General features: G+C 65.0%; 10 protein-coding genes. 7 read left to right on the forward strand and 3 right to left on the reverse strand.

The genetic code is table 11. The features are described from left to right. A complete protein-coding gene (locus tag FHW58_RS21975) occupies nucleotides 1-1,869 on the reverse strand; it encodes a hypothetical protein (protein ID WP_179675317.1) in 1,869 nt (622 codons plus the stop codon). Between the two features lie 147 nt (nucleotides 1,870-2,016). Here FHW58_RS21975 and FHW58_RS21980 point away from each other — a divergent pair, with 147 nt between their 5' ends. From FHW58_RS21980 to recQ, 5 genes are all read left to right on the forward strand, one after another. Next, nucleotides 2,017-2,838, forward strand: a complete 822-nt coding sequence (locus FHW58_RS21980; RefSeq protein ID WP_179675318.1) for an NAD(P)-dependent oxidoreductase — start codon at nucleotides 2,017-2,019, stop codon at nucleotides 2,836-2,838. A gap of 21 nt (nucleotides 2,839-2,859) precedes the next feature. Beyond that, entirely contained in the window at nucleotides 2,860-5,058 is a 2,199-nt protein-coding gene (locus FHW58_RS21985; RefSeq protein ID WP_179675319.1) for a glycoside hydrolase family 88 protein, read from the forward strand. A gap of 182 nt (nucleotides 5,059-5,240) precedes the next feature. Then, nucleotides 5,241-7,628, forward strand: coding sequence for a TonB-dependent receptor (locus FHW58_RS21990; protein WP_179675320.1), 2,388 nt, complete (start codon nucleotides 5,241-5,243; stop codon nucleotides 7,626-7,628). A 192-nt stretch (nucleotides 7,629-7,820) separates the two neighbouring features. Continuing rightward, the gene (locus tag FHW58_RS21995) at nucleotides 7,821-8,657 is read left to right on the forward strand and encodes an undecaprenyl-diphosphate phosphatase (protein WP_179675321.1); all 837 of its coding nucleotides are present in this window, start codon (nucleotides 7,821-7,823) and stop codon (nucleotides 8,655-8,657) included. A gap of 25 nt (nucleotides 8,658-8,682) precedes the next feature. After that, complete coding sequence (gene recQ / locus FHW58_RS22000) at nucleotides 8,683-10,506, forward strand: DNA helicase RecQ (RefSeq protein WP_179675322.1); 1,824 nt, start codon at nucleotides 8,683-8,685, stop codon at nucleotides 10,504-10,506. A gap of 211 nt (nucleotides 10,507-10,717) precedes the next feature. On the opposite strand, the gene FHW58_RS22005 is transcribed toward recQ, so the two are convergent. After that, nucleotides 10,718-11,644: an AraC family transcriptional regulator gene (locus FHW58_RS22005; protein WP_179675323.1), complete on the reverse strand. Its 927-nt coding sequence runs from the start codon at nucleotides 11,642-11,644 to the stop codon at nucleotides 10,718-10,720. 103 nt (nucleotides 11,645-11,747) lie between these two features. On the opposite strand from FHW58_RS22005, the gene FHW58_RS22010 reads away from it, so the two are divergent. Continuing rightward, nucleotides 11,748-12,650, forward strand: coding sequence for a DMT family transporter (locus FHW58_RS22010; protein ID WP_179675324.1), 903 nt, complete (start codon nucleotides 11,748-11,750; stop codon nucleotides 12,648-12,650). Here the strand turns inward: FHW58_RS22010 and FHW58_RS22015 are convergent. Next, complete coding sequence (locus FHW58_RS22015) at nucleotides 12,644-13,459, reverse strand: FKBP-type peptidyl-prolyl cis-trans isomerase (RefSeq protein WP_179675325.1); 816 nt, start codon at nucleotides 13,457-13,459, stop codon at nucleotides 12,644-12,646. The genes FHW58_RS22010 and FHW58_RS22015 overlap by 7 nt on opposite strands. A 102-nt stretch (nucleotides 13,460-13,561) precedes the next feature. On the opposite strand from FHW58_RS22015, the gene FHW58_RS22020 reads away from it, so the two are divergent. Beyond that, nucleotides 13,562-15,307 (forward strand): amidohydrolase, encoded by a 1,746-nt coding sequence (locus FHW58_RS22020; protein WP_179675326.1) that lies wholly within the window; start codon nucleotides 13,562-13,564, stop codon nucleotides 15,305-15,307. The last annotated feature ends 23 nt before the right edge of the window (nucleotides 15,308-15,330 follow it).

A 15,330-nucleotide genomic window follows, 5' to 3' on the forward strand; every position in this document is an offset into this window, starting at 1 on the left:
TTACTGGTACTTGATGGTCCACTTGATCGTCAGCGGCGCTTTCAGCGTCAGCTTGCCGGTGCTGCAGGTGACCAGCGTCTTCATCGCGCCATACGGCGCCATGAAGTCCTTGCTGCCATTGGTGGGCGCGGACTGGCACTGCTGCAGACCGCTGACACTGTATTCCTTCACATCGCCCTGCGCGAAGGTGACGGTATTGCCCTGAATAGTAGCCTGATCCGAGAAAGAGGCGAATTCCAGTGACACCTTCTCCACCTCCTGCGCACCGACCGGCGTATAGACGTCGGTGCGCGTCATCACGCCATGCTCCAGCGTGTAGGTGGTGTGCAGCTTGATGCGGCCATCCTTGACCGGCGAGCGCTTGCCCAGTTTATCCAGTTCGTCCTGGCGATAGGTGATGGTGTAACGCTGGCCATCCTGCGCGGTCTTGATGTCCTTCAGCCACGCCGCGCCGATCAGTTGCGTGCCGTCGGCCATGGTGAACTTGGGCAGCAGCTGCGGATGCGCGGCGCCGCTGTCGGCCACGCCGGACACGATGCCCGGCGCGAACGGCAGTGGATAGTAAGGGCTGTTGTCATGCTGGCTGATGCCGCCGTTGATCATGTTCAGGCTGACCACGTGCTTGCCGTCGCGGAAAATGGCCAGCGCGCGGTCGTACTCGCCCTTGGCGAAGGTGGTCACGCTGAAGGGCGGACGGTTCTTGTCCAGCCACGCCTGCAGGTCGGCCTTCGGCTGCGCATCCTTGAAGCCCGCCGCGTTCCACATCTCGTTGGTGGACAGCAGCTGGTGCAGCAGCGAGAAGTTCTCGCCCAGGATGCGGTGCTTGCCGCGATAGGTATCGGTGCGGCGTCCCTTGCCCCACATGTCCAGCGAATGCATGGACGGGTCGTACCAGAAGTCCATGTAGCGCGCCGCCACGCGCGACGAGAAGGCGTAGGCGTACTGCTTTTCCTCCGGCGTCAACACGTTCAGGTAGGCCGATACGGACAGGATCTCCACCAGCGCCGTCTCGCCATACGGGCCCAGGCTGCGGCCAAAGCTGAAGCCATCGCCGGCGGTGTTGGCGACATTGAGCGCGATGTCGGCCGCCTTGCGCAGCAGGCCTTTCAGCTCCTCGGTCGGCTGCAGGCCGGTTTCCAGGAAGCGCTCGCAGATCTCGGCGATCAGCAGGATGCTGTAACGGTCGAACCGCCCCTCGCCGTCCGTCTCGTCGGAAAAGCCGAACTGGCCGGAGTACTTCTTGTAATGCGTGAGCATTTTCTCCAGCAGCACCTTGCCGGCGCTGTCGTCCTCCCAGCCCATCATCATGCGCAGGCGCGCGATGCTGAAGGCGACGCCGTAGTAGTTGGTCGGCAGGTTGATCAGGTCCCACTGCGGCGTGACGAAGGTGCGCCAGTCCAGTTGCTTGCGCAGCTTCTCCAGCGTGGCCGGGCTGACGGCGCGCTCCAGCAGGCCCTCCTGCTTCAGCTTCACCAGCGTGCCGATGTAGTAGTAGATACCCCAGGTATGGTTATCCATGCCGACCGTCATGTCGGCGATGTCGCGGTAGTCCTTCAGTTTCCGCTCCAGCGAAGGATCATCCTTCGGCGTATTGAGCAGCACATGACCGAGGCCCGCCGCCACTTTCCCCGGCAGGAATTTGTCGCCGCTCTTGAACGGCGACGTGCCGTCCATGACGATGCCCTCCTTTTCCGTCGCCAGCTTCTTGAAAAAGTAATCCAGCTGCTGGTACGCGTTGTCCTGCACGATGCGGTTCATCGGCGTGGTGGCCAGCGGTGGAACGTAATTGGCGGGAGTGACCTGGGCGACGACTGCAGCGGGAGCAAACGCCAGCAGCACGGCCAGCGCGGTGGAATTCAGGGATATCATGTGGTGTCTCAAATATTATTGGAAAACGTTTTACGGATGGTATGTGATTTTTATGTCGAGGTAAAGCGGGTGCGCCCACTATTCTATTGACCATCGGGCTAAAATGGTTATACTGCCGATTAAACGTTTAACCATAAGCCTGAAAATATGACCACTTCTACCACGCAAAAACCCTTCAAACGCATCCTGCTGACCGGCGCCGGCGGCGGCCTGGGAACCGTGCTGCGCGAACGCGCCAAGGCCTGGGCGGACGTCGTCCGCCTGAACGACGTCAAGGACCTTGGTCCGGCGCGCGAAGGCGAGGAAATCGTTATCGGCGACCTGGCCGACCGCGACAAGGTGATGGCCATGATGGAAGGCGTGGACGCCGTGCTGCACTTCGGCGGCATCTCGGTCGAAGACCAGTTCGAGCCGATCATGAACGCCAACATCCTCGGCCTGCACCACCTGTACGAGGCGGTGCACAAGTGCGGCGTCAAGCGCGTGATCTACGCCAGCTCCAGCCACGTCGTCGGCTTCTACAAGACGACCGAACTGGTGGACGCCAGCATGCCGCTGCGTCCCGATGGTTTTTACGGCGTATCCAAGGCCTTCGGCGAGGCGCTGTCGCGCTACTACTACGACCGCTTCGGCACCGAGACGGTGTGCCTGCGCATCGGCTCCTCGTTCCCGGAGCCGAAAAATCCGCGCATGATGGTGACCTACCTGGCTTATGATGACCTGGTGGAGCTGATCCGCTGCTCGCTGTTCACGCCGCGCGTCGGCCACACCATCACCTTCGGCACCTCGGACAACGCGGTCAAGTGGTGGGACAACAAGCACGCCTCGCACCTGGGCTACGTGCCGAAACAAAGCTCGCGCGAGTTCGCGGCCAACTTCCCGGACCATGCCGAGTATCCCGCCGCCGACGACGCGCCGACCATCTACCAGGGCGGCCCGTTCGTCGTTGCGGGACCGATGTACAAATAAAACAAAACAAAGAGGAGACACATGACAGCATCGCATTCGTATCTACGCATCGCCGTACTGGCCACCGTGGCGGCCATGTGCCACGGCGCGCCAGCCATCGCCGCCGATGCGCCGGCCGCGATGGCTGCGGCGCCGTCGGCCGCCATCAATCCCAAGGCCGTGCTGTCCGCCATGGAGCGGGTGGCCGACTGGCAGCTGGCCAATCCCAGCCAGCACCGGCCGGACGACTGGACGCAGGCGGTGGGCTACAACGGCATCATGGCGCTGGCCAACATCTCCGGCAGCGCCAAATACCGCGATGCGATGATCGCCATGGGCGAAAAGAACAACTGGCAACTCGGCCCCAATCACTACCACGCGGATGATCACATCGTCGGCCAGACCTACGCCGAACTGTATCTGCAAACCCACGACCCGAAGATGATCGCGCCGATGCGCGCCAGCTTTGACGACATCCTCGCCAACCGCCGCACCGGCACGCTGGAATTCACCGTCAAGGGCAACCAGGACCGCTGGTCGTGGTGCGACGCGCTGTACATGGCGCCGCCGGCCTGGCTGCGCCTGTCGGCCATCACCGGCGACCAGCGCTACCTCGACTTCGCCATCAGCGAATGGTGGGTGACCTCGGACTACCTGTACGACAAGGAAGAACACCTGTACTTCCGCGACTCCAACTACTTCGACAAGCGCGAAGCCAACGGCAAGAAGGTCTACTGGAGCCGCGGCAACGGCTGGGTGATGGGCGGCCTGGTGCGCGTGCTGCAATACCTGCCCGAGAATCATCCCGCGCGTCCGCGCTTCGTCCAGCAGTACCAGGACATGGCGGCCAAGCTGCTCACGCTGCAGCAGCCGAACGGCCTGTGGCGCGCCAGCCTGCTCGACCCGGCCAGCTACCCGATGAAGGAATCAAGCGGCTCGGCGCTGTACACCTACGCGTTCGCATGGGGCGTCAATCAAGGCCTGCTGGACGCGAAAGCGTTCAAGCCGGCGGTGCAAAAGGCATGGAGCGCGCTGGTGGCCAACGTTCAGCCGGACGGCAAGCTGACGCACGTGCAGCCCATCGGCCTGGCGCCCAAGGTCTTCGACGACAATCTGACCGAGGTGTATGGCGTGGGCGGCTTCCTGCTGGCCGGCAGCGAGGTCTATCGCATGGCGGTGCTGGAGAAGGCCAAGCCGCAAACCGTCAGCGTGACCAACCCGGACGTCACCCTGCGCGGCGACGAACTGGCCGAGGCCACCATCGGCAAGGGCATCAACCAGCCGGTGGTGATGGACGCCGCCACCTCGGCCATCGTCAACTCGCAGGTGATCGGCAAGCAGATCGTCTTCCCGGTCAACCTGGCGGCCGGCGAAACGCGCCGCTACCTGGTGCTGCCGGCCGCGCGCCTGGCCGCCGTGCCGCCGGCCGACGTCAAGACGCATGCCCGCTTCGTGCCCGAACGTCTCGATGATTTCGCCTGGGAGAGCGACCGCACCGCGCACCGCGTGTACGGCCCGGCCATCATCAAGGACCCGAAGGAACACCTGATCAGCAGCGGCGTGGACGTGTGGGTGAAAAAGGTACGCACGCCGGTCATCGACAAATGGTACCAGCGCGGCGAATATCACCACGACATCGGCGAAGGCCTGGACTTCTACGACGTGGGCCAGAGCCGCGGCTGCGGCGGCACCACCATCCTGGCCGACGGCAAGCTGCACAACTCCGCCAACTTCAGCAAGTGGAAGGTACTGGCCGACGGTCCGCTGCGGTCGATCTTCGAGCTGACCTACGCCGACTGGGACGCCGGCAATGGCCGCAAGGTATCGGAAGTGAAGCGTTTCTCGATCGACGCCGGCTCCAACATGACGCGCGTCGAAACGCGCTTCAAGGCCAGCGGCGCCGGACCGCTGACGGTGGGCGTGGGCATCGTCCAGCGCGACGGCGAAGGCCACTACACCGCCAACGGCGAGCAGCACCTGACCAGCTACTGGCAGCCGCCGCACGGCGACGACGGCAGCATCGGCTGCGGCGTGATCCTGCCGGCCGGCGCCGACAAGTTTGACGTGATCGACCAGCAGCAGCTAACCATCGCCAACGCCGAACCGGGCCAGCCCTTCGTCTACTACTTTGGCGCCGGCTGGAGCAAGAGCGGCGACTTCGCCGACGCCGACGCGTGGGACGGCTACGTCTACCGCTACGCACAAAAACTCAAGCTGCCGCTCAAGGTCAGCTCGCCATAACCGCCCCAAACCGGGGTCAGTGCCGACATTCGGACACGAGCACAACCGTAGCGGCCGTTACGGTTGTGCTCGTGTCCGAATGTCGGCACTGACCCCGGTGTTGGATTTTTTTTAACCGTGAAGTGGAAGCGTTACCACAATGTAGTTGAAGTTCCCAAAACCAATAAGACAGGAGATACCATATGCAAGCGAATCATCCACCGTTGCGGCGCATCACCGCCGCTGTTTCCCTGGCGCTGCTGGCCGCCGCCGCCGCCGCGCAGGACGCCGACACCGGCAAACTGGAGTCGGTCATCGTCACCGCCAACAAGCGCGCGCAGAATCTGCAGGACGTGCCGGCCTCGATCACCGTGCTGAACGACGCCGTCCTGCAACGCGCCAATGTGCGCGACCTGGAGGACATTCCCGCGCTGTCGCCGGCGCTGACGCTGTCCTACGGCACCCAGCCAGGCAACTTCAGCATCAATATGCGCGGCATCGGCACCTTCTCGCTGGGCATCGGCGTCGAGGCCGACGTGGCCGTCATCGTCGACGACGTGCCGCTCGGCATGCAGGCCGGCGCCTTCAAGGACCTGGCCGACGTCGGCCGCATCGAGGTGCTGAAGGGCCCGCAAAGCACGCTGTTCGGCAAGAGCTCGATCGCCGGCGCCATCAACATCACCACCCAGCCGATCGGCGGCCCGTGGAAGACCAAGGCCACCACCTATGTCACCAACGACGATGAGTGGCGCGTCGGCGTCAGCACCGGCGGCGCCGTGTCCGACACGCTGCGCCTGCGCGTGGCCGCCAGCAAGACCAACTTCGACGGCACGCTGAACAACCTCACCACCGGCAAGAAGCTCAACGGCAGCAAGGGCGACAACATCAGCGGCAAGCTGGAATGGCAGCCGCTCGACCAGCTGACCCTGACGCTGACGCCGCACTACAACCGCACCGAAAAATTCTGCTGTTCGACCGCCTTCACCTCGATGTCGCCGGGTGCGCTGTACCGCAACGCGCCGCAGCTGCCGCCGTCGGTGGTGCTGGCCGGCATCCACATCAGCCCGGACAACCGCGACGTGCGCAACGATTATCCGACCGGCGGCAAGTTCCACGACGCCGGCACCGGCGTCAAGCTGGACTGGGCCTTCGATGACCAGAGCCCGCTGGCCGGCCACACGCTGAGCTCGATTTCGTCCTACAGCACCTACCACATGGACGACTACCAGGACAACGACAACACCGACGTCGACATCCTGCCCTTCCTGCTGCTGCCCAACGGCCAGCCGACCGGCATGCATGGCGGCCTGTATCAGTACGGCTTCTTCGACGTCAAGTCGACCACGCAGGAGTTCCGCCTGACCTCGCCGGACAAGGGCGCGCTGCGCTACGTGGCCGGCCTGTGGTACGGCAAGAACGACCTGACGCGCGAGCTGACCAAGGCGCCGCTGATCCAGTCCTACGGCACCGCCTACGGCGCCGACGCCTGGAACATCAGCAAGGCCATCTACGGCCAGGGCTCGTGGGACTTCCGCCCCAACACCAGCCTGATCCTCGGCGCCCGCTACAACGACGAGGACACCGGCTACAACTTCCGCCGCTACACGGTGCCGCCGCAGGTCCACGCCACCACCGAGTTCTACACCAAGTCCGACAACGACAAGAGCAGCACCTACAAGCTGGGCCTGGAACACCGGCAGAACAAGGACACCATGTTCTACGCCATGGCTTCGACCGGCCACAAGGGCAAGGCCTACGACCTGACCTCGGGCTTCACGGCCGCCACCGCCAAGCTGCCGGCCGTGGCGCCGGAAACCGCCAAGAGCTACGAGCTGGGCTGGAAGCAAAGCCTGTGGGACAACCGCGCGATGTTCAGCGTGGCGCTGTTCCGCACCAACTTCAAGCACTTCCAGCAGTCGTCCAGCTTCTTTGACGACGACGGCACCTTCCGCACCGGCCTGAACAGCATCGGCGGCCTGCACACCCAAGGCCTGGAAGTGGAAGGCAATGTGCGGGTGACGCGCGCGCTGCAGTTGAACGGCAGCTTCGCCTACACCGAGGCCACGATCCAGTCGTTTGAAAACGGGCCGTGCTACAACGTCGTCAACGCCGCCGGCACCGCCGGCGTGCCGGGACCGGGCTGCGCGCAGAATCCCAAGTTCAACAACACCTTCGTGCAGAACCTGGCCGGCAAGACCCTGCCGAACGCGCCCAAGGTCAAGGTCAACCTGGGCGGCCAGTACGACCTGATGCTGCCGTCGTACAGCTTCAACGGCTTCGTGGCGGCCAACACGCGCTACCAGAGCCGCACCCAGTTCTCGCTGAACCAGGACCCCAACACCATCCAGGGCGCGTACGGCATCACCAACCTGAGTTTCGGCGTCAAGGACAAGCAGGACCGCTACAAGGTGACGCTGCTGGTCAACAACCTGTTCGACAAGCGCTATGCGACCGGCCTGAACAACGCCATCGCCAACGGCACCTGGAGCCCGAAGGCGCCCAACACGCCGATCGCGGTCAACACCACCGAATGGATGCCGCCGCGCGACTTCCAGCGCTACTTCGGCGCCCGCCTCGACGTCACCTTCTAAAACCGCATCTCCCGCGCGACGCCGCTCCATCGGTCGCACTTTGGCCCCCGCAGCTTGCTGCGGGGGTATTTTTTTGGCATTACCGTTGGGTCAGATTCTGAAAACAGCAGGCCGAACATGGTAAGCTTCGACCCCGGCACCCTCCCGCCACGCCTTTTTTCCACCAACTTCCACCTGTAAATACTTAATTTCATGGATATCGTTCTCGCGCTGAAAGCCCTGATCATGGGCCTGGTTGAAGGTTTCACCGAATTCCTGCCGATTTCCTCCACCGGCCACCTGATCCTCGCCGAGCACCTGCTGGGCTTCCAGGGCATGGAAGAAAAAATGAAAGTGTTCGAGATCGTCATCCAGGCCGGCGCCATGCTGGCCGTGATCTGGGAGTTCCGCGCCCGCATCCTGGCCGTGCTGACCGGCCTGGGCGACCCGAAACAACAGCGCTTCGCCATCAACGTGCTGATCGCCTTCCTGCCGGCCGCCGTGCTGGGCGTGCTGTTCAACAAGGCCATCAAGCAGGTACTGTTCGCGCCGGTGCCGGTGGCGCTGGCCTTCATCATCGGCGGCTTCGTCATCCTGTGGGTGGAAAAGCGCGCCAAGGACAATCCGGGCGTGGCCCGCATCAACTCGGTCGACGACCTGACCGTGGTGGACGCGCTGAAGATCGGCATCGCCCAGGCTTTCGCGCTGATACCGGGCACCAGCCGCTCGGGCGCCACCATCATGGGCAGCATGATCTTCGGCCTGTCGCGCAAGGTGGCCACCGAGTTCTCGTTCTTCCTGGCGATTCCGACCCTGATCGGCGCCACCGTCTACTCGCTGTACAAGGAGCGCGCACTGCTGTCGGCCGCCGACCTGCCGCTGTTCACCATCGGCACCGTGTCGGCCTTCATCTCCGCCTTCCTGTGCGTGCGCTGGCTGCTGCGCTATATCAGCTCGCATACGTTCACGGTGTTTGCGTGGTATCGCATCGCCTTTGGCGTGCTGGTGCTCGTGACCGCGTATACTGGCACCATCGTCTGGGCCGACTAATTTTTTATAAAGCAGTAGCAGTATCATGATTCATCAGGACAACAACGAACGCGCGCTCCACCTGCTGCAAACCGTGTTTGGCTATCCGGCCTTTCGCGGCCAGCAGGCGGACATTGTCAGCCACGTGGCGGGCGGCGGCGATGCGCTGGTCCTGATGCCCACCGGCGGCGGCAAGTCGCTGTGCTACCAGATTCCGGCGCTGCTGCGCGATGGCGTCGGCGTGGTGGTGTCGCCGCTGATCGCGCTGATGCAGGACCAGGTGGACGCGCTGGAGGAGGTCGGCGTGCGCGCCGCCTTCCTCAATTCCACCCAGACCTACGAGGAGGCCAGCCGCATCGAGCGCCTGGTGCGCACCGGCCAGATCGACTTGCTATACGTGGCGCCCGAGCGCCTGATGACGGACCGCTGCCTGAACCTGTTCCAGGATTCGCGCATCGCGCTGTTCGCCATCGACGAGGCGCATTGCGTGTCGCAATGGGGCCATGACTTCCGACCCGAGTACATCAAGCTGTCGATCCTGCACGAGCAGTTCCCGGACGTGCCGCGCATCGCGCTGACCGCCACCGCCGATCCGCAGACCCGCGCCGAAATCGTTCACCGCCTGCAGCTGCAGGACGCGGCGCAGTTCGTGTCCTCGTTCGACCGTCCCAACATCCGCTACTCGATCGTGGAAAAGGGCAACGGCCGCAAGCAGCTGCTGGACTTCATCACCGCCGAACATGGCGGCGACTGCGGCATCGTCTACTGCCTGTCGCGCAAGAAGGTCGAAGAAACCGCCGAATTCCTCAACGAGAACGGCGTGCGCGCGCTGGCCTACCACGCCGGCATGGACCACGCGGTGCGCGCGGCCAACCAGGCGCGCTTCCTGCGCGAGGAAAACATCGTCATGTGCGCCACCATCGCCTTCGGCATGGGCATCGACAAGCCGGACGTGCGCTTCGTCTGCCACCTGGATCTGCCCAAGAGCATCGAGGGCTATTACCAGGAGACCGGCCGCGCTGGCCGTGACGGCGGACCGGCCACCGCCTGGATGGCCTACGGCCTGCAGGACGTGGTGCTGCAGCGCCGGATGATCGACGAATCCGAGGCCGACGAAACCTTCAAGCGCGTGCTCGGCACCAAGCTGGATGCGATGCTCGGCCTGTGCGAAACCCTGAGCTGCCGGCGCGTGCGCCTGCTCGACTATTTCGGCGAGCAATCCGGCCCGTGCGGCAATTGCGACACCTGCCTGATTCCGCCGGTGTCGTTCGACGGCACGGTGCCGGTGCAGAAGCTGCTGTCGGCGGTGTACCGGGTCGACCAGCGCTTCGCCGCCGGCCATGTGATCGACGTGCTACGCGGGCAGGAGACGGAGCGCATCAAGACCTGGCACCACGATTCGCTGTCGGTGTTCGGCATCGGCGCCGACCGCAGCGAGCAGGAATGGCGCGCCATCCTGCGCCAGGTGATCGCGCTTGGCCTGCTGACGGTCGACCACGAACAATTCAGCTCCCTCAAGCTGACCGACGCCGCGCGCCCGGTGCTCAAGGGCGGCCAGAAGGTGCAGCTGCGCCAGTACCAGAAGCCGGTCAAGGCCGCCAAGCCAAGCCGCGCCGCCAAGGGCTACGTGGAAAGCGACCTGTCGGCGCACGAGCAGAAAATCTTCGACCGCCTGCGCTCCTGGCGCATGGGCACTGCGCGCGAACACAACGTCGCCGCCTACATCATCTTCAACGACGCCACGCTGCGCGAAATCGCCAAGGCCCGCCCGACCGCACTGGACGACCTGCGCGGCATCTCCGGCGTCGGCGAGAAAAAACTCGCCTCCTACGGCGAAGAAATCGTCGACTTGATCAACGAGATGGAATAATCAGCGGCAGGAAATCGCGATATCGCGCGCCCCGCCATAGCCACAGGCAAGCCACAACCCATCGACGAAACCTTCCCGATCAAACCGCCATGTCTCCACTGACTATGGATCTTTGCCCCTGACGGAGCTTGGTTTGAGATCAGCGCGTTTCTCCGGCGGCCCGTTGTTAAAGCCGGCGGCGCTCAACCGGAAGTCACTTGCGCGCCGATGACTAGGCCGTGAGGAGGCTGCGGTAGCGGCTGGGCGGGGCGCCGACGGCGGCGCGGAAGCGGTGGCTGAAGTGGCTCAGGTCGGCGTAGCCGCAGGCGTCGGCGATGTGCTGCAAGGGCTGGTCGCTGGTCTTGAGCAGCGCGCGGGCACGGTCGATGCGGCGCGCGGCGATCCACGCCGAGGGCGGCATGCCGAAAGAGACTTTGAACATCCGCACCAGGTGGTACTCCGACAGCGACGCCAGCTCCGCCAGCATGCCCAGCGTGATGTTCCGCCCCAGGTCAGCCTCGATATACTCCGCCAGCCGGCGCCGCACCACCGGCGCCAGGCCACCGCGCACGCGCTGCTGGTGCCGCGGCACCGATTGCGCCAGCAGCAGATGACTCAAGGTCTCATGCGCCACCTCGTTGGCGCGCAGTTGCGCGTCCGGCCCCTCCCACGACAGGCCGGCCAGGGTCGCGCACAATTGCGCGATGCGTTCGTGCTCAAAGTAGGTGCGGTCGCTCAGCGTCAGTTCGCGCGGCTCGCGGTCCAGCTCCACCACGGCGCGCCGCGTGAAGTGCTCGGGCAAAAAGTACAGGTGCATGAAGTGCATATGCCCCCGCACCGTCCATGACGATTCGTGCCAGTCCGGCAAGGTGCACAGCCGCTTGGGGCCGCCGTACACGCCCGGCAGCTCCCAGCGCTCGGTGCGGTGGCCGCCGTCCATGTAGCACGACAGCGTGTGGTGGCCCGGCTTGTCATAGCTGGTTTCGGCCACCACCGTCTCGCGCCGCCACAGCGCCACCGCCAGTTCGTCGCCCAGCCAGGCAAAGCGCTCCAGCGTGGCATCCGTCTCCGACATGGTCTTGAACACGGAACGCGACAGCGCGCCATCCGGCAGCGGCGGAGACTCAAGGGCGTGGGCGATGGCGGGACGGGTCGACATGATGAGGAAAGTCTAGCACGCCACCGGCGGCGCTGCCGGCCGCCGCCGCGATATGCGCAATTTCAGACAAGTCGCCGCCGCGCGCAGGCCGCATGCTGGCGGCATGAATATCTTCCTCTACTTCCTCACAGTCCTGATCTGGGGCACCACCTGGATCGCCATTACGTTTCAACTGGGCGTGGTGCCGGCGCCGGTGTCGATCGCCTACCGCTTCTGGATCGCCGCCGCCGTGCTGATGGCCTTCCTGCTGGTCAGCCGCAAGCCATGGTGGCCGCCGCGCCAGGCCTGGCCCTATCTGTTCGCGCAAGGGATCGCGCTGTTCTGCGTGAACTTCCTGTGCTTCTACTACGCCAGCCAATGGGTCACCAGCGGCCTGGAAGCGGTGGTGTTCTCCACCGCGCCGCTGTGGAACGCCATCAATGGCCGCCTGTTCCTGAAACGGCCGATCAAGCCGCAGGTGATGCTGGGTGCCTTGCTCGGCCTGGGCGGCATCGTGCTGCTGTTCGCGCCGCAAATGGCCGGCCACTGGCACGACAGCCATACGCTGTGGGGCCTGGCGCTGACCTTGGGCGGCACGCTGTGCTTCTCGTGCGGGAACCTGCTGTCCAGCCGCATGCAGTCGATGGGTCTGGGCCTGACGCCCTGGCTGACCAACACCTGGGCCATGCTGATCGGTTCCACCACGCTGGGCGTGGCGGCGCTGGCGCTGGGCATGCCGTTCGCGCTCGATCCGGCGCCGCGCTACCTGGGTGCGCTGCTGTACCTGGCGATACCGGGCTCGGTGATCGGCTTCACCGCCTACCTGATGCTGGTGGGCCGCATCGGCCCGGACCGCGCGGCGTATTCGACGGTCCTGTTCCCCATCGTGGCGCTGACCATCTCGACCTTCTACGAAGGCTATCACTGGACCGCGCCGGCGCTGGCGGGGCTGGCGCTGGTCCTGGCGGGCAACCTGCTGGCCTTCCTGCCGCCGCTGCGCCGCCCGGTGCCGCTGAAGACTTACTGAACCGAGATCAGTTCAACGGTGAACACCATGCCCGAGTTGCCGGGAATCGAACCGGAGCCGGTCGCGCCGTAGGCCAGCGCAGACGGCATGACGATGTCGCGCTTGCCGCCCACCTTCATGCCGGTCACGCCCTGGTCGAAGCCCTTGATCACCTGTCCGCTGCCCAGCTTGAACGAGAAGGCGGTGCTGGCGCTGGCGTTGGTGTCGACCAGGATGCCCTTGTGGTCGGCGGTGGCGCTGTTGTACAGGTAGGCGCTGTACTTGACGTTGGCGGTGGCGCCGTTGGCCGCAGTGGCGCCGGTGCCGACCACGGTATCGCTAGTGCCGAAGGCCGGCGCATCGGCCAGCGTTTGCACGTCGGTCAGCTGCACGTCAAACACCACGCCGGCGTTGGCCGGCACCAGCGGCGGCGAGCCGGCCGCGCCATAGGCCAGGCTGGCCGGCAGGATCAGCGTGCGCTGGCCGCCCACCTTCATGCCGGCGATGCCCTGGTTCAGCCCTTGCAGCACTTGGTTGGAGCCCAGCACAAACACGTACGGCGTCGCGCTGGTCGTGTTGGAATTGAGCTGGATGCCCTTGTGATCGGCGGCGGTAGCGCTGTACAGCCACGAGGTATAGCGCATGCCGACCAGATTGGTGTTGCTGGCTTGCGTGCCGCTGCCCAGCACCTTGTCGGTCTGGCTGAAGCTGCTCGGATTGTCGGCCGGCGCCGCGACGGGGCTGCCGCCGCCGGAGCCACCACCGCCACCGCACGCGGCGAGACTCGACAACACAACACAGGCGGCAATCACAGAGGACTTCAATTTCATGGCACAGTTATCCTTATAAGGTGGCAAAATGTTAAGCTGCCAGACAATACCTGAAGGAAACTACCAGTGCGCTACAAATTTGTAATCGTTTGTATCACCCTGATGCTGTCGGCAGCCCACGCCGCCAACCAGCCGGCGGACACCATCTACCGCAACGGCTACGTCTACACCGTGGACGCCAGGGACAGCGTGCAGCAGGCGCTGGCCGTGCGCGGCGGCCGTATCGTCTACGTCGGCGACAACGATGGCGCCCAGGCCTATGCCGGCAAGAAGACCGAGGTGATCGACCTGCGCGGCCGCATGCTGATGCCCGGCCTGATCGACGGCCACATGCACCCGCAGTCCGGCGGCAGCCGCCTGCTCAACTGCAGCCTGGATTACGCGTCGCTGACAGTAGCGCAGTTCCAGTCGCGCATCCAGGCCTGCCTGGACCGCGACAAGAAATCCGGGCCGGAGCGCTGGATGGTGGTGGTCAACTGGTTCCAGCAAGGCATGCTGCCGGACGGCGTGGAAACCACCGCCGCCACGCTGGACGCGCTCAAGACCGAGCGCCCGATCATCGTGCGCTCGTCCTTCGGCCACTCGGCGCTGCTCAACTCCAAGGGCATCCGCACCGCCAAGATCGAGCGCGACACGCCCAATCCAGCGGGCGGCGTCATCACCCGCGACGCGCAGGGCAACGCCACCGGCCTGCTGGAAGACGCCGCGCAGGATCTGGCCATGAACCTGTTGCCGCCGCTGACGGTGGCGGAAAACCTGGCCGCGTCCAAGGCCGCCCTGGCGGCGATGCGCCAGCAAGGCGTCACCAGCTTCCTCGACGCCTACACCGATCCCGAAACCATGACCGCCTTCACCGACCTGCAAAAGCAGGGCAAGCTGACGGCGCGCGCGCACTTCGCGGTGCTGATCGATCTGGACAAGGGCGCCACGCCCCGCAGCGCGGTGGCCGAGCTGCTCAAGCAGCAGAAGCAGTTCGACCAGGGGCCGACCAGGGTGGCGCCGTCGCTGCAGGTACGCCACGCCAAGCTGTTCATGGACGGCGTGATCTCGGCCCCCGCCTTCACCGGCGCGATGATCGAGCCTTACCTCGTCAACAAGGGCACGGCCGACCAGCCGGATTGGCAGCCCGGCCCGCACAATGGCCCGCCGAGCTACTTCTCGCCGGACACGCTGCGCGCCACGCTGACCGAACTGGCGCGCGCGCGCATCGATCCGCACATCCACGTGGACGGCGACCGCGCCGTGCGCGAATCGCTGGACGCCATCGCCGACCTGCGCGCCACGCCCGAGGGCAAGCGCGTGCGCCCGGCGCTGGCGCACGATGAAATCGTCGACCCGGCCGACTATCCGCGCTTCGCGCAGCTGGATGTGACGCCGGTGCTGTCCTTCCAGTGGGGGAAACCGGCGCCGGACACCGTCGGCGCGCTGAAGGACTACATGGGGCCGCGCCGCTACGCGCTGGTGGAGCCGCAGGCGCTGCTGCTCAACGCCGGCGCGCGCATCGCCTATGGCAGCGACTGGCCGGTCGATCCGCTGGACGAATGGTTCGCGCTCAAGGTCGGCGTGACCCGCACCGCCGCGCCCAACGCCGGCAAGGAATACGCGGGCCGGCTGACCGATCAACCAGGCATGCCGCGTGCCGAGGTGCTGCGGGCGATCACGATCAACGCCGCCTACACGCTGCGCCAGGAGAAGGACACCGGTTCGCTGGAAGTGGGCAAGCTGGCGGACATGATTGTCCTCGACCGCAACTTCTTCACCATACCGGCCGAGGACATCGCCAACATCAAGGTGCTGCAGACGGTGGTGGGCGGGAAAATCGTCTATGAGTCCGAGGGCATGCGTTAAGATGTCGGCCTTTGCATAAACCT

Source organism: Duganella sp. 1224, assembly GCF_013408245.1.
Lineage (GTDB): Bacteria > Pseudomonadota > Gammaproteobacteria > Burkholderiales > Burkholderiaceae_D > Rugamonas.

Bases quoted from the DNA above. Each gene is read 5' to 3' on its own strand.
- FHW58_RS21975 (WP_179675317.1), bottom strand. From the start codon at position 1,869: ATGATATCCCTGAATTCCACCGCGCTGGCCGTGCTGCTGGCGTTTGCT.
- FHW58_RS21980 (WP_179675318.1), top strand. From the start codon at position 2,017: ATGACCACTTCTACCACGCAAAAACCCTTCAAACGCATCCTGCTGACC.
- FHW58_RS21985 (WP_179675319.1), top strand. From the start codon at position 2,860: ATGACAGCATCGCATTCGTATCTACGCATCGCCGTACTGGCCACCGTG.
- FHW58_RS21990 (WP_179675320.1), top strand. From the start codon at position 5,241: ATGCAAGCGAATCATCCACCGTTGCGGCGCATCACCGCCGCTGTTTCC.
- FHW58_RS21995 (WP_179675321.1), top strand. From the start codon at position 7,821: ATGGATATCGTTCTCGCGCTGAAAGCCCTGATCATGGGCCTGGTTGAA.
- recQ (WP_179675322.1), top strand. From the start codon at position 8,683: ATGATTCATCAGGACAACAACGAACGCGCGCTCCACCTGCTGCAAACC.
- FHW58_RS22005 (WP_179675323.1), bottom strand. From the start codon at position 11,644: ATGTCGACCCGTCCCGCCATCGCCCACGCCCTTGAGTCTCCGCCGCTG.
- FHW58_RS22010 (WP_179675324.1), top strand. From the start codon at position 11,748: ATGAATATCTTCCTCTACTTCCTCACAGTCCTGATCTGGGGCACCACC.
- FHW58_RS22015 (WP_179675325.1), bottom strand. From the start codon at position 13,459: ATGAAATTGAAGTCCTCTGTGATTGCCGCCTGTGTTGTGTTGTCGAGT.
- FHW58_RS22020 (WP_179675326.1), top strand. From the start codon at position 13,562: ATGCTGTCGGCAGCCCACGCCGCCAACCAGCCGGCGGACACCATCTAC.